The 23,557-nt window shown below is 59.4% G+C and carries 16 protein-coding genes; 8 read left to right on the top strand and 8 right to left on the bottom strand.

Annotation, left to right across the window (positions count from 1 at the left end):
• Positions 1-28 precede the first annotated feature (28 nt).
• From kdpA to CXU21_RS11880, 4 genes are all read right to left on the bottom strand, one after another.
• Positions 29-1,729: a potassium-transporting ATPase subunit KdpA gene (gene kdpA / locus CXU21_RS11895; RefSeq protein ID WP_102726175.1), complete on the bottom strand. Its 1,701-nt coding sequence runs from the start codon at positions 1,727-1,729 to the stop codon at positions 29-31.
• A 112-nt stretch (positions 1,730-1,841) separates the two neighbouring features.
• Positions 1,842-2,441 carry a TonB-dependent receptor gene (locus CXU21_RS11890; RefSeq protein WP_102726174.1) on the bottom strand — a complete coding sequence of 200 codons (600 nt, stop codon included), beginning with the start codon at positions 2,439-2,441 and terminating at the stop codon, positions 1,842-1,844.
• Between the two features lie 323 nt (positions 2,442-2,764).
• Positions 2,765-3,463: a response regulator gene (locus tag CXU21_RS11885; protein WP_102726173.1), complete on the bottom strand. Its 699-nt coding sequence runs from the start codon at positions 3,461-3,463 to the stop codon at positions 2,765-2,767.
• A 20-nt stretch (positions 3,464-3,483) separates the two neighbouring features.
• A complete protein-coding gene (locus CXU21_RS11880; protein ID WP_180972806.1) occupies positions 3,484-6,159 on the bottom strand; it encodes a sensor histidine kinase in 2,676 nt (891 codons plus the stop codon).
• A gap of 191 nt (positions 6,160-6,350) precedes the next feature.
• Here CXU21_RS11880 and CXU21_RS11875 point away from each other — a divergent pair, with 191 nt between their 5' ends.
• The 3 genes from CXU21_RS11875 to CXU21_RS11865 all read left to right on the top strand — a co-directional run bounded on the left by CXU21_RS11875 (position 6,351) and on the right by CXU21_RS11865 (position 11,471).
• Complete coding sequence (locus CXU21_RS11875; RefSeq protein ID WP_146017086.1) at positions 6,351-9,488, top strand: BACON domain-containing protein; 3,138 nt, start codon at positions 6,351-6,353, stop codon at positions 9,486-9,488.
• A 273-nt stretch (positions 9,489-9,761) separates the two neighbouring features.
• Positions 9,762-10,787 carry a hypothetical protein gene (locus CXU21_RS11870; protein WP_146017085.1) on the top strand — a complete coding sequence of 342 codons (1,026 nt, stop codon included), beginning with the start codon at positions 9,762-9,764 and terminating at the stop codon, positions 10,785-10,787.
• Positions 10,788-10,799: 12 nt separating this feature from the next.
• Entirely contained in the window at positions 10,800-11,471 is a 672-nt protein-coding gene (locus tag CXU21_RS11865) for a PEP-CTERM sorting domain-containing protein (protein WP_102726169.1), read from the top strand.
• 290 nt (positions 11,472-11,761) lie between these two features.
• On the opposite strand, the gene CXU21_RS11860 is transcribed toward CXU21_RS11865, so the two are convergent.
• The gene (locus CXU21_RS11860; protein WP_219723192.1) at positions 11,762-15,556 is read right to left on the bottom strand and encodes a glycoside hydrolase family 2 TIM barrel-domain containing protein; all 3,795 of its coding nucleotides are present in this window, start codon (positions 15,554-15,556) and stop codon (positions 11,762-11,764) included.
• A gap of 139 nt (positions 15,557-15,695) precedes the next feature.
• Positions 15,696-16,757, bottom strand: coding sequence for a lipid A deacylase LpxR family protein (locus tag CXU21_RS11855; RefSeq protein ID WP_180972805.1), 1,062 nt, complete (start codon positions 16,755-16,757; stop codon positions 15,696-15,698).
• 123 nt (positions 16,758-16,880) lie between these two features.
• On the opposite strand from CXU21_RS11855, the gene CXU21_RS11850 reads away from it, so the two are divergent.
• From CXU21_RS11850 to CXU21_RS11840, 3 genes are all read left to right on the top strand, one after another.
• A complete protein-coding gene (locus tag CXU21_RS11850) occupies positions 16,881-17,696 on the top strand; it encodes a TatD family hydrolase (protein ID WP_180972804.1) in 816 nt (271 codons plus the stop codon).
• Between the two features lie 69 nt (positions 17,697-17,765).
• A complete protein-coding gene (locus CXU21_RS11845; RefSeq protein WP_219723191.1) occupies positions 17,766-18,254 on the top strand; it encodes a LysM peptidoglycan-binding domain-containing protein in 489 nt (162 codons plus the stop codon).
• 30 nt (positions 18,255-18,284) lie between these two features.
• Positions 18,285-18,992: a L,D-transpeptidase family protein gene (locus CXU21_RS11840; RefSeq protein WP_102726165.1), complete on the top strand. Its 708-nt coding sequence runs from the start codon at positions 18,285-18,287 to the stop codon at positions 18,990-18,992.
• Between the two features lie 150 nt (positions 18,993-19,142).
• Here CXU21_RS11840 and CXU21_RS11835 read toward each other — a convergent pair whose 3' ends face one another.
• Entirely contained in the window at positions 19,143-19,967 is an 825-nt protein-coding gene (locus tag CXU21_RS11835; RefSeq protein WP_146017084.1) for a hypothetical protein, read from the bottom strand.
• 370 nt (positions 19,968-20,337) lie between these two features.
• On the opposite strand from CXU21_RS11835, the gene CXU21_RS11825 reads away from it, so the two are divergent.
• Both CXU21_RS11825 and CXU21_RS11820 read left to right on the top strand, forming a co-directional pair.
• Complete coding sequence (locus CXU21_RS11825; protein WP_146017083.1) at positions 20,338-21,396, top strand: hypothetical protein; 1,059 nt, start codon at positions 20,338-20,340, stop codon at positions 21,394-21,396.
• Positions 21,397-21,499: 103 nt separating this feature from the next.
• Positions 21,500-21,940, top strand: a complete 441-nt coding sequence (locus CXU21_RS11820) for a hypothetical protein (protein WP_102726161.1) — start codon at positions 21,500-21,502, stop codon at positions 21,938-21,940.
• 218 nt (positions 21,941-22,158) lie between these two features.
• Here CXU21_RS11820 and dnaN read toward each other — a convergent pair whose 3' ends face one another.
• Complete coding sequence (gene dnaN / locus CXU21_RS11815) at positions 22,159-23,259, bottom strand: DNA polymerase III subunit beta (RefSeq protein WP_022396127.1); 1,101 nt, start codon at positions 23,257-23,259, stop codon at positions 22,159-22,161.
• Positions 23,260-23,557 lie beyond the last annotated feature (298 nt).

The following is a 23,557-nucleotide window of genomic DNA, read 5'->3' as shown; positions in this document are numbered from 1 at the left end:
TAAAATCTGAATTGTTGGTGGATGCGCCTTACAGCATGGTTCCCGAATACAGGAGCAGATGCTCCAGAATGGGCCCCAGGGCCAGGGCCGGGAAGAAGGTGAGGGCGCCTACAACCAGCACCACGGCCACCAGCAGGACCATGAACATCAGGTTGTCCGTCGCCATGGTGCCCTGGGCCGGAGGCGCGGTTTTCCTGGATACCATGCTGCCCGCAATGATCATCACCGGAATGATGGCTCCGAAGCGGGCCAGCAGCATCGCCAGGCCGCCCAGCACGGAATAGAAAGGCGTATCCCCCACAGCCAGGCCGGCAAAGGCGCTGCCGTTGTTCCCGGCCTGGGAGCCGAAGCAGTACAGGATTTCCGTCAGCCCGTGGGGTCCGGCATTGCAGATGGATTCACGCCCCACTTCCGTAGCGGCGGCCAGTCCGCTCATAAGCAGGACGGCTATGCCGGGCAGCAGAACGCCCACCATGGACCAGCGCACTTCCCGCGCTTCAATTTTTTTGCCCAGGAATTCGGGAGTGCGCCCCACCATCAGCCCGCACAGGAACACGGTGATCATGGCGAACATCAGCATGCCGTACAGGCCGCAGCCCAGGCCGCCGAAGATCACTTCACCCAGCAGCATGTTGAACAGGGCAATGCCGCCGCCCAGCGGGGACATGCTGCAGTGCATGCAGTTCACGGAGCCGTTGGAGGAGGCTGTGGTAGCCACGGACCAGAGGGAGCTGTTCGTCACGCCCAGGCGCACTTCCTTGCCTTCCAGCATTTCCATGCCGGGGAACAGCGGGTTCCCCGCGTGTTCCGCCCACTGGGAAAGCCCGATGGTCGCCACGAGCAGAAGCATCATGGCGCCGAAGATGATCCAGCCCTGCTTTTTTTTCCCGATCATCACGCCGTAGGCGTACGGACAGGCGCAGCCGATCAGGAGCAGGGAGAGCATTTCAACCATGTTGCTGAACGGCGTGGGGTTTTCAAAGGGGTGCGTGCTGTTGTTCCCGAAGAAGCCGCCGCCGTTCGTCCCCAGCTGCTTGATGGCCACCTGGGAGGCCGCCGGACCGTTGGGAATCACCTGCTCCACGCCGTCCATGCCCGGTACGGCGGCGGGTCCGTCAAAGGACTGCACCACCCCCTGGGAGACCAGCAGAAGCGCAACGACCACGGAAATCGGGATCAGGAAGTACAAGGTACTGCGCGTCAGGTCCGCCCAGAAGTTGCCCAGGGTGGAAGCGCATTTCCTCTTCAGCCCGCGGATCAGGGCGGCCATGACGGCAAGCCCCGTGGCGGCGCTGACGAAGTTCTGCACGCCCAGTCCGGTCATCTGGACAAAGTAGCTGATGCCTTCCGGCCCTTCGCCGGAGTAGAACTGCCAGTTCGTGTTGGTCATGAAGCTGATGGCCGTATTCAGGGCAATGTCCCACCGCATGTTTTCCGTGCCGGCGGGATTCAGCGGCAGCCATTGCTGGCACAGCAGGGAAAGGAACAGGATGAGGAATCCGGCGGCGTTGAACAGAAGAACGGCCGTCAGATATTTTTTCCAGTCCATTTCGCGGGAGGGGTCCACGCCGGCCACACGGTAGGCGCAGCGCTCCACGGGACCCAGAATCGGGGAAAGCCAGCTCCGCTTTCCCTGTAAAACATTCGCCAGCCACTTCCCGAGCAACGGGGTGAAGGCGACCAGTATGCCTATGAATAGGACAATGATTAACAAGTCGTGTGAGGACATAACGCAATTTTATACATGTTCCGGAATTCCGGGTAGTTAACAAGGGGCTGCCGGACATCAAGAAATTGTTAATTTCCCTCCGGCAGCCGTTTTTCATGCCGCCAGTACGCCGTCAGAATTCCACGCCCAGGCGGAAGCCCACCCAGAACTCGTCCCCGGCGTCCCTGCGGCGCAGCACCGTGGCCGCCTGGGAATAATTGACGGAGCCGGAAAGGGAATAATGTTCCGCAAACCTCCACGTTACGCCCAGGCTCCAGTCAATGCAGTTGGAGCCGTCGTCATAGTCCACATTATAACCGCCGTTGTACCCATACCTGGCCATGGGCGTCACGGTCACGTTTTCCACGGGGGACCATTCCAATTGCACAAAGGCGCTGTAATAGGCTTCAAAATCCTGGTGTTCCACCTTCACCTGGGTTTCCGCCCCTACGGTCAGCCAGTCCGTCACGGCATAGGAGACGGTCAGGGCCGGATTGGCTACATTGTAGTCCTGCGTGAAATAGAACTGGTGCTCATACCAGGGATTGACGGTCCATTTCCCCAGCTTCCAGGCGTAACCCAGAACCAGGTCCAGCTCGTCATAATTGGAGGAATCCCCCCGGCGTACCAGGCGCTGAGCGTAAGGTCTTTCCAGGAGATGCCCGGAGCCACTTCCCAGATGCCGCTGCCCGGCAGGCAGTCCAGCCCTTCCGTCACGTATTTGCTGGACCAACCCGCGGAAAGGGAGAAAGCCCAGTCCGTGTCCGTAGAAGGGATGGCAGCCTCCTGCGCGTTGGCCAGGGAGGGAGAGGCCGTTTCCCCGCCCATGCAGGCGGTTCCTGCCATCATGGCGCAGCCCAGGACTGCGGCCCCTATGTTTCTTGCGGTGTGTGTAATCTTCATAAAGACGTATCGAATACGTCCTGAATCCTACACAGTATATTGACCTGCGTGAAGTTAAGCCATGCCCCTCAACCGTTATGAAAAAATATATTTCCCGGCTTCCACGGGTGGAAGGCCACAGCCTTTCCCGGCCCGCGGGAATGGGAAAAAGATTTATTCAGCTCCGTCCGCCGCAATCCTGTACCCCAGGCCGGATTCCGCGCGGATGAGGCGGTTTTCCGGATCGGAATCCCCCAGCTTCTGGCGCAGGTGGGCAATGTGCACCCGCAGGTAGTGCGTATCTTCCTCATGCTGGGGGCCCCAGATTTCACGGAGAAGCTGGCGGTGGGTCATCACCTTGCCCTGATGAAGCAGCAGGAGGCGCAGAATGCCGTATTCCTTGGAGGTCAGATGGATTTCCTCCTTCCCCTTCTCCACGCGCCGGGAGCTCAGGTCCACAATGATGGACCCCAGCCGGAATACGGAGGGCTCCGTGCCCGGACGGTTCCGGCGCAGCATCACGCGCAGGCGCGCCAGCAGTTCCCGGCCGCTGAACGGCTTGGTCAGGTAATCGTCCGCTCCGGCGTCCAGGGCGTCCACCTTCTCATCTTCCCTGTCCCAGGCCGTCAGAATCAGAATGGGAACCTGCGTCCATTCCCGGAGCTGTTTGAGCACTTCCAGGCCGTTGATGTCCGGAAGGCCCAGGTCCAGGATGATCGCGTCCGGACGCTTCAGAGCGGTCTCGCTCAGGCCAAGCTGGCCATTTTCACACTCGCGGACATGGTAGCCTGCGCCGGTCAGCGTCAGGTTCAGGAGACGGCGTATCTGCCGTTCGTCATCAATAATCAGGATATCTGCGGGAAGGTCGTTCATAACACAAGGGAGGGGGGGGGTTATTCTTCAGGAACATGATCATGCTCCACCAGGGGAAGGACAAGACGGAAACAGGTTCCGGCGGGAACGGGAACCAGGGTGACAGTTCCCCGCTGCGCCTCCATGAAACCGCGCACGATGGGAAGCCCCAGGCCCAGGCCGCCGGGGCGCGTGGTCCGGAAACGCTCAAAGATACTTTCCGCCAGCTCCGGGGGGATGCCCGGCCCCAGGTCATGGACATCCAGCCATACCTGGCCGCGCACGGGATCGGCGCCGCCCTTCAGCGTCATGGGGGTTCCCGCGGGAGTATGCACGCAGGCGTTCAGCAGCAGATTGACCAGCACCTGCTCCATCAGGGAAAAATCCGCCTTCACCAGCGGATAATCCGGCGGCAGGGAGACGGAAACCGGATGGTTCCTGCGGGCCTCCCTGGTAGCCGCCAGGGCGCATTCCACCACGTCCCCCAGGTCGCACCAGTCCAGCCGGGGCCTCAGCGCGCCGGACTCCAGGCGCGTTACATCCAGCAAATTCTTCACCAGGCGGCGCAGGCGGCGGGCCGCCGCCATGATCTCCGTGAACTCCTCCCGTTCTTCCGCCGCCGCGGCGCGCCCCGCCAGCTTCTCACAGCCGCCCTCAATAACTGCCAGCGGCGTCTTGAACTCATGGGAGACGCTGTCCAGCAGGGAACGGTGCAACTTTTCAGATTCCTCCATGAGCCTCCTCTGCGCACGCTCCGCGCGCCATTCCTCCCGTTCCAGCGCCAGCGCCAGCTGGGCGCCCATGCTCTCCAGCAAATCCCTCTGGCCCACGGTCAGGCGTTCCCCGTCCTCCACCTTCACGCCCAGCACGCCCATGCAGCGCTCCCCGGACATCATTGGAAAATAAAATCCTTCCGCCACCGGGAGCGTATCCGTGAACCTGCCCGCAGCCTGCCGGTGCTTAAAACACCAGGAAGCCACGCCCCACTCCTTTTCATCCATGGGGTAAGCCTCCCCGGTTTCACAAAGCTTCAGACCGGGGCTGACGGGAACGGGGACCATCGCCGCCATCCGCACTCCCATGATCTGGCTCATCTGGGCCACGGCCACGGAGACCAGGGACGGAACATCCGCCGCAGAGGCAATCGCGCGGGAATACAGGAACAGGGCGTTCGTCTTCTTTTCACGTTCCCGCTCCTCCTGCTCACGCACCCTCAGCCGTGACGTGAGACGTCCGGTGGACAGGGCCACCAGGAAGAAAAACACGCACATCAGGGCATCCTCCAGCCGCTCTATCTTGAACGTCAGGACCGGAGGGATGAACAGCAGGTTCCACAGCAGGGCGCTCAGCGCGGCGGCCATCAGCACGGCCCACCGGGAACGGATGAAAAATCCCAGCCCCACCACGCCGGCCAGATAAAGAAAACCCGGCGCAAAATATCCCGTAAACGCCGCCATCAGCAGCCCCAGCACCGTAACCGCCGCCGTCACGCCCGCGGCCAGCCAGTAATCCCTGCCGTTTCTTTCCCTCTCCCGGTGCCAGCTTTTCCAACGGCTCCTTCCCGTTCCCGGAGCGGCCGGAACCACGTAAATGTCAATCTGCCCGCTGCCCTTCACCAGTTTATCCACCAGGGAAATAGGACGCAAAAGCCCCCACAGGTAGGATTCCTGCGGCTTGCCCACCACAATCTGGCTCACATTCCGCAGGAAGGCCATGCGGAGCAGCGTTTCCGCCAGGTCGGAACCCGGCATTACGACCACCTCCGCTCCCAGGCGGCGCGCCAGCTCCAGATTGGCGTCCAGCCGCTGCTGCTGTTCGGGAGACAGCGGCACGCCCGTATCCACGGAAAGGGCAATCCACGGGGCGTTCAGGGCGTAAGCCATGCGCCGCGTCCAGCGCACCAGCCGGGCGGAAAACGGGCTGGGCCCCACGGCGACCATCAACCGTTCCCCGCTGCGCCAGATGGAGCGGTCTCCGGAAATGGTGCGCACCTCCGTCAGTTCATGGTCCACTTTCTCCGCCATGATGCGCAGGGCCAGCTCCCGGAGCGCCGTCAGGTTGGACTCCCTGAAAAAATGGTCCAGCGCGGCGGAAGCCTGCGGGGCGCCATACACCTTCCCCTCCCTCAGACGGGCGCGGAGCTGGTCCGGGGCAATGTCCACCAGCTGGATGCAATCCGCCTCCGCCAGCACGGAATCCGGTACGGTTTCCTGCACCGGAGCGGCGGTGATGTCCTGAACGGTATCCGCGCGGCTTTCCAGATGCTGGACGTTCAGGGTGGTGTATACGTCAATTCCGGCAGCCAGAAGCTCCTCCACGTCCTGATAGCGCTTTTTATGGCGCAGGCCGGGCACGTTCGTATGCGCCAGCTCGTCCACCAGAATCAGGCGGGGCTTCAGGCGCAGGGCTTCCTCCAGGTCAAATTCCTCCATCTCCACGCCACGGTATGCCACCTTCTTCATCGGAAGGCGCGGCAGCCTGCCGATCAACCTCATGGTATCCTCCCGTCCGTGGGACTCCGCCACGCCGATGACCACTTCCACCCCTTTGTCAGCCGCCTGGATGGCCGCTTCCAGCATGGCGTACGTCTTCCCCACGCCCGGCGCCATGCCGAAGAAAATTTTCAGCAGACCGCGGCCCGAACGGGCTTCCTCCCTCCGGATGGAGGCCAGAATCCTGTCCGCCCGCTGGCTGTCCGGATGCGCTTCTGAAAACATGGAAAAAAGGGGGCCTGATGATCTCCGTCTTTTAAACGGATTCATTTTAGTGGAACCGCGTTCGCGGAGCAAATAAAACAGACCAGAAAAAACGTTAAAATTTTATTAATTTCCACCGCTCTTCCCCATTTGTGTTTTCTTTCTTCTTCCTTTTCGCTATTACGTATTTTGGAATCTTTTTCTCTCCCACCATGAGCACCTTCCACCCTTTACGCCGTACCTTTGCCTCTGCCGCCGCCCTGCTCCTCCTGTACCTGGGCGCCGGAATGGCGCTGCGGGCGTCCGAGCCCGTTTCTGAAAACTTTGATTCCTTCCAGACGGGCGGTTTCACCTCCCTGTCCACCGCCCTGGGAACCATGACGGCGGAAAGCGGGCATGCCGCCATCGCCAATAACCGCTGGTCTTCCCAGCCCAACTGCCTGCGGCTCACAGGCAGGGGAGCCGGAATGACAAGTACGGCCACGCTGACGCTGCCCGCTCCCCTGGCCGTTAAAAAAATACTCTCCCTGAGAGGGGAACGCTGGACGGCCTCCAATCCCTTCTCCTTCACCATCCATGCCGTGGACCGGGAAGGGAATGAAACGCTGGTGGCAGACGGCTCCTCCCTGAAAACGGGCGGCAGCCCCATGACCCAGCAAGTGGAGGGAATGATCCCCTCCGGCACCGCCGGCCTTATCTTCCGCTGCGAGGCCCCCGCCAACACGGGCGTCCTCCTGGATGATCTGGCCTTTTCCGAGTTCAAGCCCTTTTCCAGCGCCGCAGAAGCGTGGCCGGCCATGATCCGCATGGAGGCCAACGGCATCCTCCGCTTTTCCCTGACGCAAACGCCAGCCACTTATGCCGGCATGGCCGTCACCGTGGACATGAGCCCGTCCGACGACCTGGGAGACATTGAAAGCGTCTCCCTTTACACCGGAGACGCCAGCAACATTTACTCCGCTCCCGCCTATGGCAGCAGCGGCCACGGCGCCATGAGCTCCCCGGGCATCCTGGCCAGCCCCGCCCAGCCGCCGGCTCCCGTCATGACCTTTCCCGTCACTTCCGGGGCGCTCACGGACGGCCAGCAATACTACTTCTGGGTCAGCGTCAAGCTTAAGGATTCCGCCAGCATGGACCACAAGGTGGGCGCCAGGATCGCCTCCGTCACCGTGAACGGGGAAACGACGGATTTCACTGACGGAGTGACGGCGCGGCAGCGGATAGGCTATGCCATCGCCAAGGGGAACGATCCCGTTTACGGAGGCCCCACGGAAGGAAAGACCTCCAGGAAATTCCGCATTCCGGGCATTGTGCGCGCCGGGAACGGGGATCTGGTCTCCGTCTTTGACATCCGCTACGACGGCCGGAACGACATGCAGGCCAACATTGACATGGGGTGCAGCCGCTCCATGGACAACGGACGCACCTGGACGCCCGTCAACGTGGCCGTCAACTTCAACCCCACGAGCAATTCCGCCAATGATTACAACTCCGGCTACGGCGTCAGCGACCCCTGCATCCTGCTGGATGAAGTCAACGGCACCCTGTGGGTGGCAGGCATCGCCAGGCACGGGCTGGCCTCCTCCAAGGCCAACGTGGACGTGGAAAGCCTGGAAACCGCCCAGTACGTGGTGGCGTACAGCACGGATAACGGCCAGACGTGGGGTTCCGTGGACCCGGATACCGGGGAGTTCGTGAAAATGAAGCCCCGGAGCATTAACAAGGACATCAAGAACAGGGCCTGGAAATCCTTCTTCCAGGGGCCGGGCCACGGCATTACGATGAAGAAAACGGTCAATGGCGTGCGCCCCATCGTCTTCCCTTCCCAGATATGGACGGGCACCAGCGGCGCGGGAACGCCCCAGTCCTGCATCATTTATTCCCTGGACCGCGGCCAGACCTGGATCAGCGCGGATACCGGAAAATCCGGCACGCTCGGCATCGGGGCCAGTTCCAGCGAATGCGTGGTCACGGAACTCAGCGACGGGCGCCTGATGCTCAACGCCCGCAATGAAAACAAGAGCGGGTACCGGAAGGTTTTCACGACGGACGACATGGGGGAGACATGGACGGCCCATGCCACCAGCCTGAAAGCCCTGCCGGAACCCGCCGCCTGCCAGGCCAGCCAGCTTGCCGTGGAAAACTCCGGAAATATCAGCAGGGCCATCCTTTTCTCCAACCCTGATAAAACTTCCGCCCCCCGCGCCCTGATGACCCTCAAGGCCTCCTTTGACGAAGGCGCTACGTGGCCCGCGAACCGCCAGGTTCTCTATGATTCCCGCCCCTCCTGCGGCTATTCCGACATCTGCGAAACGGGGGACGGCCACATCGGCGTGCTTTACGAAGGGCTCGCCGGAGATGAAAACATCTTCTTCCTCCGCATTCCGTATCATGAATTCCTCCCCACCCTGGACGTTCCCGCCGCCGCACAAACCATCCGCGTGGAGGCGGAAGGAATAACGGCCTCCACGTTCACCGTCTCCAGTGATGGCTCCTGGACGGCCTCCTCCTCCGCAGACTGGATCACCGTTTCTCCGGCTTCCGGCTCCGGAAACGGCACAGTCACCTACAGCGTAAACCGCTGGGAAGGCGCGGGAGAACGCACCGGCGCCATAACCGTTACCGTTCCCGGCGTCCAGCCGGCCGTGGTCACCGTCATCCAGTCCGGCCGGGCACCCGCCCTGACCGTGTCTCCCGGCGCCCACGTTCTGCCCAAAAACGGGGGAACAGCCATTTTTTCCGTCACCTGTGACGCCGCGTGGGCGGTTTCCAAAACGGCGGACTGGTTGAACATCACCGGAACGCAGGGCGCGGAAACGGGTAATGGAACCGTATCCATTGCCGCAGCGGCCAATCCCGGTGAAAGCTCCCGCACGGCCGGACTCTCCTTTTCCTCCTTCGGAACCGTCCGCTCCGCCACTGTGGTTCAGCGGGGGCAAAAACGCACCTGGAATGAATGGAAGGAGGATGAAATCACCTCCCGTGACCCGGCAGCAGACCAAACGGGGCCCAATGACTCCCCTGCGGGAGACGGTATTCCCAACCTGCTGAAATACGCCACGGGCCTGGACCCTCTCAAGCCCAGCGGGAGCGTGGTGCAGGTTTCCACGGAGGAAGCGGGCGGTGACACCTTCCTGGTTCTGGACTGGCCCGTCAATCCGGAAGCCACGGGAATCAGGCATCTGGTGGAAGCCTCCGAGGACCTCCGCACCTGGGAGGAAATAACGGAAGTGGAGACGGAGGGCAAAAGCTCCGCCTCGTTCCGGGATACCGTTCCCATGAAGGCGGAAGCCCCCCGGAGGCGCTTCCTGCACCTGAAAATCTCCCGGGAAGGGGAAAACACGCCTTAAGGGCAAAACCGCCCGCGGCACAGGGAACCTTCCGGCTGAGGGAGGAAAAAGCCCTCCGGACAGTCCTGCGCTCCTGCCAGCGGCGGGGAAATGCCGCCGGAGCGCCTGAAACCAGTTATTTCATCGCCTTCCGCGTCCCTGGCACGCGGCAGGAGCCGCCATGCCTCCCTCTCTGCGGAACATTCTCTCTAACAAATAAAATTAAAAAACCGGAATGTTTTTTCCTTTCTTAATTGACAAATCATTCCCTTTCCTCTTAATGATTTAATGTTCATGAATCCGGTACATTGCCTGCCAGCCTCTTTCTGCGCCTGCGCCCTGTTGTCGGGAACGGCCATTTCCACACAGGCGGAAACGGCTTACAGCACGCCCTGCGGCTACATTCAGACGGACCTGCACGCCAAGACCACCGGATATCTGGGGCTGGGGGTGCACCCGGAAGCCCTGATGCGGCACACGCTTGAGGAAAGCAACATTACCGTTTCCGGTAATAAAATTACGATCACGGACCCGGACGTCAATTTCAATGACCTGATGAATGCGGATTCCGCCTATATTCTGGAACTCATTTTCGGAGACGAGGCAATGGCCCTCCCCCTCAACAGGGATGCGTGGAAAAAGCCCGCCCCTTCCTGGACGGGGAATCAAGTGACCGTAGACGATAAAATCACGGCAGACCTGGTTAAAAACACCAAGCCGGTTTCCTACGTCCTGCGCAAGGCGCGCACCCTGAACGATGTTCTGGGCGCCGACAATACGTTCAGCCTGAAAAGCGGCACTTCCGGCACGGCGGATTCCGTTTATATTTCCACGTCGCCTACCATCCAGATTGCAGTTTACCACTCTGCGGCGGACAACAAATGGATGCGCCGCGGTTCCCGGGATGACATGGGCCTTCTCCCCGTATTCAATCATGAACCTCTCAAAATCGTCCGGAAGGCGGGCAACGACGTGCAGGCTTTCGTCATCGGGGAAGTGGTGCAGAAGCACCAGAAGCTTCTGCTCTCCCAGGAAGGCACGCTGCTCCATACGGGGCTGGCCGTTCCCCAGACGCTTCACAGCACGTTCCTCCACACGGCGCTGCCCGACCCTGCCGGTGACGTGGTTTACGTGCCCCTCACCGCCGGTGGCCCCCTGGAACCGTGTTATTACGATTCCTCCTCCAGCCAGTGGAAAAACAGGAACACGGGTGAAAACGTATCCTCCACCATGGTGGAAGGCATCCTGAATGTCCTTTCCGGCACCAGGCTTCCCGCCTGTACAACTGTTCAGACAACTACCCTGTCCAATCCTCAATAACTATTGATTACCATGATGAAACATTCCTTCCTGCTGTGCGCCGCCGCCGGCCTGATCCTGACCGGAGCCGCCTCCGCCACGACTCTCTCCGTTTATAATGAAAACGACTACGGAGACGCCCCCATTACGCCCATTTTTGACGCTTCCGGACATTCCCTGGAAAACGGGTCCGCCATGCTCGGCCATTTGACCAGCAGTACCTGGTCCTTTGACCTGGTTAACGGAAACATCCAATGGTCCAGGGACAACACGCCCGTGGACCAGCTGACCTACAGCCAGATGGTGGAAATCCGGCAGAGCTTCGCCAGCAGCCTTCCCTCCGTCTCTCCGGAATATCCCGGCACCATCACCAGTAACGGCCAATTCTCCCTTTCCGGCACCATCACCTCCGGACTGGAAGGAAAGCCCATTGTCCTGCTGATCACCAGCGCTGATTCCCCCGCCGAGTTTTCCATGGTTGCGTTCCGGAACGTGACGACAGGGGAACTGGCCCTGTACCCGGGAGTGGTGGGAGACGACATGCAATTCTTCTTCGGCTCACGGGAGGAAGCCGCTGCCGAAGACTATGACTGGTACGCCACTCCCCTCCTGGGAGATGATTTCAACCTTGTGGTTCCCGAACCCGCCACCGCTACGCTGAGCCTGCTGGGCCTGGCGGCCCTGATGATGCGCAGACGGCGGTAGAGCGCTTTTCCTACCCCCTTTGGCCTCCGCACGGGAACATCCCTGTGCGGAGGCTTTTTAGCGGGCTCCCGCTGCTTTAAATGCGCCGTCCGGAAACGCTGCACGCCTTGCACAGCAATTAACCCTGCGGCTGCAAGCCGTGCTGATTTTTAAAAGATACGTTCAGAGGCGCCCGGTCCGGCACCAGCCGCCGCACGGGTTTGTGGCTCCATCATGGGAGGACAAAAAACGCCCTGCGCGCTCCTGAAGAGCGGCGGGGCGCCTGTTTAAACGGGTTGACCCCGCAGAGGTTACTTCTTGACGGGAATGATGTCCAGCTCCGCTACGGCGGCGTAATCCCGGCCCTGCGTTTCACTGAGGGCGGAGAAGCGGAAATAGCGCGCCTTGACGGGCGTCTGGAACTTCACTTCCTGAAGGTCCGCGCTGTCCGGGAAGGCGCCCTTGGCGGCAGGCTGCCATTTTTCACCGTCCGTGCTCACTTCCACGGAATAATCCTTCACGCGGCCATTGCTGCTGCCGTCCTGGCGGGGCAGGTAGGTAATGCCGGAGAACTCCCGCTCCTTGCCCAGGTCCACGGCCAGCACGTGCGGGTGCTTGGTCACGGTCTTATTGTACTCGGAGTGCCAGAAGGTGCCGGGATCCCCGTCAATGGCGAACTCGGCGTCCGCCTCGCCCTGTTCCTGGCTGGTCACGCTCTTGACCGTGTACTTGTCCGTGCGGGTCAGCATGGTCATGTCCAGCTGGGCCGCGGGCACGCGGATTTCACCCTTGTAGGACTTGGCCGTAACGGGACGCATGAAGAAGGACAGCGGATAGGGCTTGTTGGCCTTGATGATGTCCCTGCTCATGGGGCCGGGGCCGCAGGAGGCGCCCCCCAGGCCGCGCGTGGCGGAGGAGAGGACCAGTACGGTCTTGTCCGTCGTCTTGGGCAGCTCCACGGGGTGGTTGGCCAGAATCAGGTCCGTCGTGGTGTAGGGAATGGCTGAGAAGGCAAACGGGGCGCCCACGGAACCGAAGAGCAGGCCCTGCCCCTTGTCATCCGTGACGGCCACCCAGCGGGTGTCTTCATGGTTGCCGCAGTCCTGCGGCCTGCCGTACGGGAAGAAGGAATCCCGGGCCGTCGTCTTGTACACGCCCAGAGGCATGCCGCTCTTGCGGTCCGCATAGTTTTCCTCCGGCCCGCGGCCGTAATAGGTCACGTTGCCCATGTTCGCCGGCAACTGGAGCTCATACCCCAGGCGCAGCAGCTCCAGGGGATTGCCGCGCGGCAGCAGCACGGACTGGCAGACGACGGTTCCATCCGGGTAGATGGTCCATTCCAGATTGTTGATGAAATGGGTGTTCGTGTCATTCAGGGGCTGCTTTTTGGGCGTAATGGAGGTCTTGGTGTCGCCATAGCCGCTGATGTTTTCAGCCTGCTTGCCGCTGACCTTGACGGATTGCTTGACGGTGACGCTGCTGCCGTTGTCCACGGCTTCATAGCTGAGCAGTTCATGCTTCAGTTCACGGAGGCCGTTGGCCATGCTCTTGGCCATGACGCCCGGTTCATTGCTGGAAGCGGCGCGCAGGGCGTTCACCGCCATGGGCGTCTTGAACAGGGGCTTGCCGTTCACGGTGAACTGGGCCAGTTCCCCGGTGGCCGCGTCAAACTGCACGGAGAAATCCTTGCCGGACACGGTGTGCTTGTCCGCGCTGAGGGTTACCTTGCCGGCAGGAGCCTTGAACATGGGAAGGTCTCCCTGCACGGGAAGCTGGAGCTGGTCAAAAGCCAGTTCATAGCCCTTCCCGGCCCAGTCCTTGTCCTTTTTCAGCTTGTAGCCGATGCGCAGGGCGTATTCCGCTCCCGGCTTCCGGTTCTTCAGCTGCGGGATGTCCGGCACGGGCACCACGATCTTTTCTCGGGGCCCGGCCGGCGGCGTATCCAGCTTGCCTTCCGCGACCACGTTCCCGTTCTCCGTCAGAGTCCAGGTGATGTCGTACGGAGTCAGGTCCGTGAAGAAGTTCTTGTTGAAGATGGAAATCCTGCCGTCGTCCGTCAGGGACGTGGAGATGTTCTGATAGACGTGCTTCACTTCAAAGTAGCCCGGTTCCGGCGTGCGGTCCGCCAGGATGGTGCCGTTGAACACGAACTGGCCGCTGTTGGGATGGTCGTTGAAATCGCCGCCGTAGGCGAGCATCTTTTCCCCGTTCGGCAGGGTTTTGTACAGGCCCTGGTCCACCCAGTCCCAGATGGCGCCGCCCATGATGCGGTCGGAGGACTCGATGGCCTCCCAGTAGTCCGCCAGGTTGCCCATGGCGTTCATCATGTTGTGCGCGTACTCGGAAATGTAGTAGGGCTTCGGGAAGTTCTTGTTGGCCGCCATGGAGCGCGTCCAGTCCACGGAGGGGTACTGGTTGGAGCCCAGGTCCACGATGTCGTTGTTGCGTTCATAGTGGGTGGGGCGGGACATGTCCCTGGCCTTCACCATCTTTTCCGCGCTGCGGAAATTCTGGCCGGGGCCGGCCTCATTCCCCAGGGACCACATGATCACGCTGGGGTGGTTCTTGTTGCGTTCCACCATCGCCATGATGCGGTCCACGTGGGCCGGCATCCATTCGATGGGATGGGAAAGGGATTCCTTGCCGTAGTAGTAGCCGTGGGATTCGATGTTGGCCTCATCCTGCACGTAAATGCCATACTTGTCGCAGAGGTAGTAGAAATAGGGGTCCGCGGGATAATGGGAGCAGCGCACGTGGTTGATGTTGGCGCGCTTCATCATCTGCACTTCCTCCTCCATCTGCTCCGGAGTCACGTAATGCCCGGTTTCCGGATGGCTTTCATGGCGGTTCACGCCCTTCACCTTCACCGGCTGGCCGTTCACCAGGAACACGCTGTCCTTGATCACCACGTTGCGGAAGCCCACGCGGGAGGAAACCATTTCCTCCGTCTTGCCGTCACGCTTCAGCGTCAGCACCAGGGTGTACAGGTTGGGATCCTCCGCAGACCACAGGCGGGGCTTGGCGTAAATGCCCAGCAGGGAAGTTTTGAAATCCTTCATGCCGGTGATGCGCAGGGGCTTTTCCAGCACGCCGTCATACGGGGCGTCCTTGGGCTTGACGGGCTCCACCAGCTTGCCGGCGGCATCATACAGGGCCATGGATACGGTGCACCCTTCCAGCTTCTCGGTCGCCGGGAACAGGTTGCGCACGTCCACGTCCACCTGGAGGCGCCAGTCCCCGTTCATGGTGCCGGGCTTGGCGGGGTCAATGTTCAGGGCCCAGTCTCTCTGGTCCACCGGATTGGTCTGCGCGAAAAAGTCGCGGATGTGGACCTTCGGCACCGCAAAAATGGAGACGTTGCGGAAAATGCCTGACAGGCGGAACATATCCTGGCATTCCAGGTACGCGCCGTCGGAATGGCGGTACACCTCCGCGGCCACCACGTTCTCCCCCTTCTTGAGGTAGGGGCTGATGTCAAAGCGGGCCGGATTGCGGGAATCCTTGGAAAAGCCCACGTACTGCCCGTTGATCCAGAGGTAGAAGAAGGAATCCACGCCGTCAAACTGCATGTACACTTCCCTGCCGTCCCAGTCCGCGGGCACTTCAAAGGTGCGGCGGTAGGAGCCTACGGGGTTCCGTTCCTTGTAGGACGTGTAATTCTTGTTGGAAGGCTCCTTCATCACATAGGGCCAGGAGCGTTCAAAGGGGTACGGCTGGTTGGAATAAATGGGGGTGCCGTAGCCCTGCGTCTGCCAGGAGGAGGGCACCTTGATTTCCTTCCAGTCCTTCACGTCGTAATCCGGCTTGTAAAAATCGGCCGGGCGGCTCTGGGGATCCTTGGCCCAGTGGAACTTCCACTGTCCGTTCAGGGACTTGCGCCACTTGCTGTTTTCAGGCAGCACTTTCAGGGCGGACTGCAAATCGCTGAAAGACGCAAAAAAGGCCGTGGGGGCCTCCTTGTTCAAATGCAGGTTCTGTTCCTGCTCCCATTCCAGCCCGGTAGGGGCGGGCGCGGGGGCGGAATCGCCCGGGGCTCCGAGGCCGCACATGGCGGAGCCTACCGCCAGCGCGGTACAGGATAAAAGCCAGGATCTGGTTGTTCTCATGAAGTCAATATGTGTCAACGTTGGTATGCAAAAACGGATTGTCCTGTTACATACGAATCCGCAATTCTAATTCTAACAGCAAACTTGCCCTTTGCAAGCTGCCGTTGCGTTTATGCCCGACCTGCGGAAAACGCAGCCGTTAAAAAGTATGCTTTAACTGGAGGACGCCCACGCACTGCATGGATTCCTGCTGCGTGTACTCCTTGGTAATGTAGTGCAGGCCGAACAGCAGTTCCGTGCGCTTGTACCGGAGGCCGAAGCCGTAGCCCCATTCCCCCACCACGGGATACTTGTTCACGTACTCCGGAGAGGAGCGGAACACCGTGCCGTCCAGGTACAGGTCATGGGCCACGGCGCGCACGGCGGCGTGAAGATAGCCGTAATACCCCCAGTTGGCGACGTTCGTCCTGTTGTAAACGAAGGGCGGCGCGGCGCTGGTAGCCCCGCGGATGCTGTTTTCAGGGGACGTATTGCCCAGATTGTAGCCGAAGCGGAAGGACATGCCGCCGCCCGCCTGCACCTTTACCGTGCCGGCGTCCGCGTGCCAGTACGCCAGGGCGTCCGTTTCAAAGCCGGAACTGTAGCGCTTTTCCAGTCCGCGCAGGCGGTAGTAGCGCTTGAAAAACAGATTGGCCGTCATCTCTCCAGGGAGCTGGTTGGACCAGCCGGGCCATTGTTCCATGCCCCACAGCTTATGAATAAAATGCTGGGAGCCTTTCGCCAGGGAATTCGTGCCCGTGGTGCCCAATTGCAGCTCCAGGGAATTGGCCCTGTCTTCATTCTTGACCAGGGAGGTGAGGCCCAGCGTCAGGTTGCCCACGTAGGGATGCTGGTTATAAATGGGGTAGGTAGCCTTCTGCTCCGGGGTGTACATGAGCTGGGTCAGGTCCAGTCCCCACTGCTGGCGCAGGTTGGGGGAACCGTTCATGCCCATGAACCGCCGCCAGGAAGCGGAAGCGTTCGTGCCCCCCAGCACCGTTCCCAGCATGCCGGAAAAGGAGTGGCTCCGGGATGTGGTGCCGGACATCCAGGCAAAGCGGACGCCGTTGGTATAATTATCGTCATCCCCCACGAACATGTCGTTTTCCAGATGGAAACTGATGACAGGGCCTTCCTGCGGCGCTTCTATCTGCTGGGTTCCTGCCTGAAGGGAAGCCACCGACAACAGGCCGGCGCACATGCACAAAGCCGTACAATTCATGCGCGGCAGTTTGTGCGTTTCACTTCCGCGTGGCAAGGAAAAATCAGGCATGCCCTGCGTTTGCGCTTTTCAAAACCGGGAAATATCCACAGACTCCCCCTGCCCTGCCAGGGTTTTTACGCCATGATTATTGACACGCACTGCCATCTGGCTTCCGCGCAATTTGACCAGTCCCGCCGGGAAGCCTATGTGGAGCATGCCCTCCGGGAAGGCATTGACCGCATGATTACGCTGGGAGCCCGCCCGGATGACTGGGAGGCGAACGCGGCGTGGGCGCGCCAGTTCCCGGGCGTGGTCTTTTGCGCGCTGGGCATCCATCCGGACGACGCCCATGACGCGCCGGAGGGCTGGGCGGACCGTCTTTCCCGGATGGCGCAGGATATCCCCCTGGCCGCCATCGGGGAAACGGGGCTGGACTACTTCCACGGAGCCCCCCGGGGCTGGGAGGCTGAGAGCTTCCGCCGCCTTCAGCAGGACCTGCTGGAACAGCATTTTGACCTGGCGGCGCGCCTGGGCCTCAACATTGTCCTGCACACGCGGGACCGGAAAGGCTCCGGAAGCTTTGAAGACGCCCTGGCGATTGCCCGGAACCACGCGGGCCGCGTGCGCCCCGTGTTCCACTGCTTCATCGGAGACACGGCCCAGGCCGCGCGAATCTTTGACGAACTGGACGGCATGGTCTCCTTCACCGGGGTGGCCACCTTTAAAAACGCCCCCGTAGTGGCGGAAACCGCGCGCTGGTGCCCGGAAGACCGCATCATGCTGGAAACGGACTCCCCCTACCTCAGCCCGGAACCCCTCCGGGGCCGCATGAATGAACCCGCGCATCTCATCCATACGGCCCGTTTCATCGCCGCTTCCAGAGGCATGGAACTGGATGAGCTGGCCCGCGTAACGACGCAAAATGCGGAAACCTTTTATAATCTGGACAAGGGCTGAAAAAAAATCCCGGCAATCCGCGCTAGCGCCTTGAATCCGAAATCATAAATTAGTATGAACAGGGCACACATGAAAGCGCCATTCATTTTTACCTGCGCCTGCGCTGCCGCGCTGGTGCTCCCCTTCTCTTCCTGCTCTACCCAGAATTCCTCCACAGGCGGTTATGACACTGCGGAACCGGCCAGCGGGGAAATCCCGCCGTGGATTGCTGAAAGCTCTGATCCCGCTTATGAATCCGGCCATTACAGCCCGGTAAAGAGCTCCTCCAGCTCTTCCAGTTACGCTTATAATCCGCCCACCAAGCCTTCCGTCAGCAAGAAATCATCCACGCGGAAGACCACGGCCAGCAGCAAATCCTCCCGCAGCACGAGCGCCAGAAAGAGCACCACGCGCAAGCCCGCTCCCAAGGCACGCACCTACACCGTGAAAAAGGGCGATACGCTGGGAGCCATCGCCCGCAGGAACGGCACCTCCGTCAAGGCGCTGAAGAGAGCCAACGGCCTCAAGTCCGACATGATCCACATCAACCAGAAGCTGACGATTCCGCGTTCCAAGTAATCCGGGGGTCCCTTCCCGGTTTCACCGCTTATGAAGCATCTCTTTCTTCTGGCCGTCCTCCCCGTGGTTCTCATGGGGTGGACGTCCTGCACCCACTCCGGCAAGGGCCACCCGGCCCTGCCGGACCCGCGCGCCGTGGACAAATCCGTCCCGGAATACAAAAACCCCTTCCATCCCTCCACGTATGCCCACTTTGTAGCCCGCAAGGACTACCGGAAAACGTATGACGTATACAAGGATGACACCCTGCTGAACCGCAAGCCGAAGAAATCCCGCAAAATCTTCGTCTGCCTGGACGAGCAGCGGGGCCAGTACCTGGTGGACGGCCTGGTTGCCATGGACTTTCCGCTCTCCTCCGGCGTCAAGGCCTACCCGACCAAGACGGGAGACTACACCGTCATCTCCAAAAAGGAAGACCACGCGTCCAACCTGTATGGCAAGATGTATGATGCGGAAGGCAAATGCATCAACTACAATGCGGAATCTACGGACCCCGTTCCGGAAGGCGGCCGCTTTGACGGTTCCCCCATGCCCTACTGGCAGCGGCTTACCAACGCGGGCCTGGGCCTGCACGTGGGGAAGGTGCGTCGCCATCCCATCTCCCATGGCTGCATCCGCCTGCCCCGGAACGTCGCGGAAATTCTCTACAAGCAAACCAGCGTAGGAACGCCCGTAACCATCCAGAGAACGCCTTTGCCCGTGCCGGAAGTGCAGAAAACCCCTGCCGTACAGCAATAGGGAACTGGAACTCACAACAAGCTGTCGGAAAACACTCTGTTTTCTCCGCAATCCATTTCAAAAAGGACTACCCGAAAGGCAGTCCTTTTTCTATGCCATTCTCTCTTTCCAGAGGCATCGACAGCACAAATAATGCTTCCGCCTTTCCCGTCAATCTGCTACGCCTCCGTAACTCCACAAGAAATAAATCATTCCTTCCCGCCAATGCCCCAGGCGCATCCAGTCCATATCCAGCAAGTGGCTTCCCAGATAAAAGGAAGGCGGAGAACCATTCATCGGTTCTTCCACCCGGGAAACGCGGTATCCGGCCTGATTCAATTCGGCCGGCTGGCCGTTCCAGTCAAAAAAGGAAGCGACCATTTTGCCCAACTCCTTTTGGTAAAGAATGCCGGCTACTCCACACGGCAAGCAACATCGCCCTCCTTCCTTATTCAGGAAAAACATGACCGCTTCACGGGAACCGGCCACCTGCCTGACCACCACCCCCGCCACTTCCCATTCATTATCAGCTGGATTCCAACGTTCATCCCACCACTGAAAGCACGAAAACATGGTTTGTCCAATTTTCAGTCTTTGGCTGGTAAAAATGGCTGCATCGCGACCGCCTCCAATGGCAAACCCGGGCAGAACAACGCCTGTCCGCGGATTGAACTGAACAGCCCCGGACGCATGCCCCTTCAGGCCATTTTGTCTGAATTCCGTTCCTTCCAGCATTTTAAGGCTACTGTCCCACACAGCGACTCTGTCCTTGTAATAGGGCATCTGCATGATGTCCGCAGCTTCGTCCTCACTGATATTCTGATTTTTTTCCACTATCTCCCATAGGTTTACTCCAAAGCCATCATCCAACGCCTGGTCCACTATTCCAGCAGCCTGTTTGAGCTTCTCCATATCCTCCTGCGCCTGAGACAGGTTCATAAAAATCATACTGCATAAAATAATGCATTCCACGCAGTTCATGACCAGTTTCTTCATCTTTAATCAAACAATGGGGTAAAATCCTGTCACCAAATAGAATAATCCAGCTTTTCCTCACCTATACAAGTTATTTATCACGATGTTTTTCCGATAAGAAACCTGTTCAAACGTATTTTCCCCTTTATCATCTCTGTACCTGCTTCTACAAAATTCATGATTCTATCGACGTTTTTTTCATTCATTTGCGGCTTTCTCCCTCTCCAGAGTTTGATTTTCCCTTCGCTGAAATGAAAAACAACAAACTCTTCCTCGGTAGGGCATCCATTAAAAACCAAGTCTTCAAACGAACGCCCGGAATGGCGGAAGGTACTGCAACGTGAGAAGAGAAAGATTGCCTCTCATCCGTAGAACCCTTACAATTTTTGCCATGCCTGTATCTCCGGCGCGCATTCTGGAAGATTTGTCCTCCTTTTACCAGGAAAAGGAATTCCCGGTGCTTCTGCACCAGTATCACACATGGGCTAAAAGGCGTCCCTTGGAAGGTTGCCGTGTGATTGACGCTTCCCCCGTGTTCCGGAACACCTGCGCCAAATACGCCGCCCTGCTGGCGGCGGGAGCGGACTTGACGGCAGCGGTCTCTCCAGTGATGCCCCACGACCCGGAAACGGTCGCGCTGCTGGACCGGTACGGAATACCCGTGGTGGACGCAAGACAGGCGGAAGGCCCTTATGACGTGGTGATGGACTGCGCCGGGGCGCTCAGCCATGTTCCCAGCCGCTGCGGGTATGTGGAACTGACCCGGTCCGGAGCGCAGCATTATGCGCGCTGCACGCAGCCCGTGTGGATGGTGGACGCCGGAAAAATCAAGCAGATAGAAACCTGCCTGGGAACCGGAGAAAGCTTTTTCCGCGCCCTGGAAACGCTGGGGATGAAAAGCGGCCCGGGAAGCATGCTCGTAGTCATCGGCTGCGGAAAAGTAGGCCGGGGAATCGTCCTGCACGCCCTCAGCCGGGGCTTAAACGTCATCGTGGCGGATGTGGAGGAAAGGCCCCTTCCCGCACCCTCCGTCTCCTTCATCCATGCACAGGACGGGAAAACTCTCAATAACGCTGTTAAACAGGCGTTCTGCGCCGTCACGGCTACAGGCAGGCGCCATGCCCTGTCAGGGATGATTGACCCGGCTGTGGCGTGCTCCTCCGGCGTTCTGCTGGCCAATATGGGCGTGGAGGACGAATGGGGACCGGAGATTCCGAAGGAACGCATGCTGAATGGAGGGCGTCCCCTCAACTTCATTCTGCCGGACCCTACGCAAATGCGCTACATAGACCCTCCCCTCGCGCTCCACAACCAGGGCGCCGTGGAGCTTGCCGCAGGACGCGCCATGCCGGGCATCTTTCCGCCGCCGCCGGAAATGGAGGAAGCCTTCCTCTCCCTGATCCGCTCCCGGGGTTCCGTGCCACGTGAAATGCTGGACTGGATTTCCTGACTTATCCTCTTGTCTTCGCAGGAATGAAGGAGTACCGTACAGAATGCGGGCGGGGGATTCACGCCCCCCGGCTGCGCCTGACGCTTCATTGACTTCGCAACTCATGAACACTTACTATTCCTACCGCAGCTACCGGCTGGGAGGAAGACTCCTCGGCACCCTGGGGTGCGGCCTGGTCTGGGCTTTTTTCGGATCCGGATGGTGGAGTTTTCTTCTCGGCTCCCTCCTGTTATTCCTGTGGCTTCCCGTCCTTCTGGGCAGGCCATACTTCCTGACCGTGACCTCCGCCTCCATTGCCTGGGGCAACAGCATTTCACGCAGGGAAATTCCGTGGGAACTGATTGAGCGCATAGGATGTACGCCGGATCATGAAGCGGAGCCGGGTTTGATGATTGAACTGAAAGACGGCCGCATCCTGGATGTGGAATCCGCCTGCTTCAGTTCTCTGCCTCCCGTCCGGGAAGCCATTCTCCACGCCTCCGGTTCCTATCCCTTCCACGTAGCTCCGGATTTGTTTTCCGCTCCGGGGCTGTTGAGCGAATAACGGGATGCGGAGGGCCTGCCCTTCCGGATTCCATTCCGGTACCGGAGGGGGGGACCAGCCGGCCCTCCTATGCCCGGCTGGTGGAAAATGAAAAATGTTCCACGTAGAACATTAATGTGAATAACCCTGCCATCCCTTTCATTTTCAGACCATAAAAAACAGGCGCCATGCTTCCACGGCGCCTGTTCCTTGTATGAACGATTTTGTACCAGTCAAAATCAGTTGGGAGATCTCATCGGCATGAGCACGTACAGGAACTCATCACCAATCTTCAATACGCCCGGGCTCATTTCATCAATGAGGTTCAGCGTAATGATCGTATCCCCGGCCATCGTCTTCAGGGGAGCCATGAAGAAATCCGGATTGAAGGAGATGGAAAGCGGCCTTCCCGCATAAGTAATCGTCATGGATTCATGGGCTTCACCCACGCCCTCCGCGCTGGAAGCCACTTCCAGCTCGTTTTCACGGAAGTTCAGCTTGATGTTGGTGCTTTTGTCCACGGAGAGGAGGGACACGCGACGCACCGTTTCCAGCAGTTCACCGCAGGGAAGTTCAATGCTTTCCTTGCAGTCCGTCGGGATGACCTGGCGGTAGTTCGGATAATTGCCGTCAATCAGCTTGCTGATCAAAAGCGTATCATTGATTTCAAAAGCGGCCTGATTGCGGGTGAACCGGACGGTGACGGTTCCCACTTCATCCAGAAGGCGGCGGAGTTCACCGACGGCCTTGGTGGGCAGGATGGCGTCCAGCTGCTGTTCTTCCGGGAATTCCAGGGCGGTTTCCGCCAGGGCCAGACGGCGGCCGTCCGTAGCCACCAGGGTCATCTTGCCGTTGCGGAAGGAAAGGGAGATGCCGTTCAGCACATAGCGGGTGGTGTCCGTGGAAATGGCGTATTCCGTACGACGGATGCAGTCGCGCAGCAAGTTCTGGTCCACCTGGTAGACGGTCGCCTGTTCAAAGGAAGGCAATTCGGGGAATTCGTCCGCCGGAAGGCCGTTCAGCTTGAATTGGGAGCGGCCGCACTCCACGGTCGCCTGATTGCGCTGGTTCACGTCTACCTGGACTTCAGCTTCAGGAAGCTCGCTGATGATGCTCACCAGCTTTTTGGCGGGAAGGGTCACGGTGCCTTCGCGCAACACGTTCGCGGGAACTACGCCTGTAATGCATACGTCAAGATCCGTAGCCGTAAAACGCACCTGGCCGTTTTCAGCTTCAATTTTGACATTGGAAAGAATCGGCAGCGTCGTCTTGGAAGACACCACGCTGGCAACCTGTCTCAGACCGTCGAGAAATACTTGCTTGGAAATGGTAAACTTCATGTGTCTGTGCTTTTATCTGCCTCGCATCCTCTCACAAACGCCTTCTGAGGTTCAAGCCATTTTTCCGTCAAACCCTAATATTTGGCAGTATTTTTTAAAAAGCATACAATATGTAGTAATAGGTGGTTTCTCCGGGCATATCTTGCATGAAACGATTTTTTCAAATTATTTAAGTATTCTTAAAATTCCATTCTTCAGAGAATACTATTTCTGTTGACCCGGTCATGCGGATTCCGAATCCGGAATCAAATCATTTTTTTAACAATAAAGGTATTAACGGGAGTAAAGTTTACGGGAA

It is taken from the genome of Akkermansia muciniphila (assembly GCF_002884975.1).
Taxonomy (GTDB): domain Bacteria; phylum Verrucomicrobiota; class Verrucomicrobiia; order Verrucomicrobiales; family Akkermansiaceae; genus Akkermansia; species Akkermansia muciniphila_C.
Note: the sequence above shows the minus strand (reverse complement) of the source record. Positions and strands in the feature narration are given on the sequence as shown.

What these genes read in the sequence shown, in the direction of transcription:
- kdpA (WP_102726175.1), bottom strand. Translation starts at nt 1,729, where the DNA reads ATGTCCTCACACGACTTGTTAATCATTGTCCTATTCATAGGCATACTG.
- CXU21_RS11885 (WP_102726173.1), bottom strand. Translation starts at nt 3,463, where the DNA reads ATGAACGACCTTCCCGCAGATATCCTGATTATTGATGACGAACGGCAG.
- CXU21_RS11880 (WP_180972806.1), bottom strand. Translation starts at nt 6,159, where the DNA reads ATGTTTTCAGAAGCGCATCCGGACAGCCAGCGGGCGGACAGGATTCTG.
- CXU21_RS11875 (WP_146017086.1), top strand. Translation starts at nt 6,351, where the DNA reads ATGAGCACCTTCCACCCTTTACGCCGTACCTTTGCCTCTGCCGCCGCC.
- CXU21_RS11870 (WP_146017085.1), top strand. Translation starts at nt 9,762, where the DNA reads ATGAATCCGGTACATTGCCTGCCAGCCTCTTTCTGCGCCTGCGCCCTG.
- CXU21_RS11865 (WP_102726169.1), top strand. Translation starts at nt 10,800, where the DNA reads ATGATGAAACATTCCTTCCTGCTGTGCGCCGCCGCCGGCCTGATCCTG.
- CXU21_RS11860 (WP_219723192.1), bottom strand. Translation starts at nt 15,556, where the DNA reads ATGAGAACAACCAGATCCTGGCTTTTATCCTGTACCGCGCTGGCGGTA.
- CXU21_RS11855 (WP_180972805.1), bottom strand. Translation starts at nt 16,757, where the DNA reads ATGAATTGTACGGCTTTGTGCATGTGCGCCGGCCTGTTGTCGGTGGCT.
- CXU21_RS11850 (WP_180972804.1), top strand. Translation starts at nt 16,881, where the DNA reads ATGATTATTGACACGCACTGCCATCTGGCTTCCGCGCAATTTGACCAG.
- CXU21_RS11845 (WP_219723191.1), top strand. Translation starts at nt 17,766, where the DNA reads ATGAAAGCGCCATTCATTTTTACCTGCGCCTGCGCTGCCGCGCTGGTG.
- CXU21_RS11840 (WP_102726165.1), top strand. Translation starts at nt 18,285, where the DNA reads ATGAAGCATCTCTTTCTTCTGGCCGTCCTCCCCGTGGTTCTCATGGGG.
- CXU21_RS11835 (WP_146017084.1), bottom strand. Translation starts at nt 19,967, where the DNA reads ATGAAGAAACTGGTCATGAACTGCGTGGAATGCATTATTTTATGCAGT.
- CXU21_RS11825 (WP_146017083.1), top strand. Translation starts at nt 20,338, where the DNA reads ATGCCTGTATCTCCGGCGCGCATTCTGGAAGATTTGTCCTCCTTTTAC.
- CXU21_RS11820 (WP_102726161.1), top strand. Translation starts at nt 21,500, where the DNA reads ATGAACACTTACTATTCCTACCGCAGCTACCGGCTGGGAGGAAGACTC.
- dnaN (WP_022396127.1), bottom strand. Translation starts at nt 23,259, where the DNA reads ATGAAGTTTACCATTTCCAAGCAAGTATTTCTCGACGGTCTGAGACAG.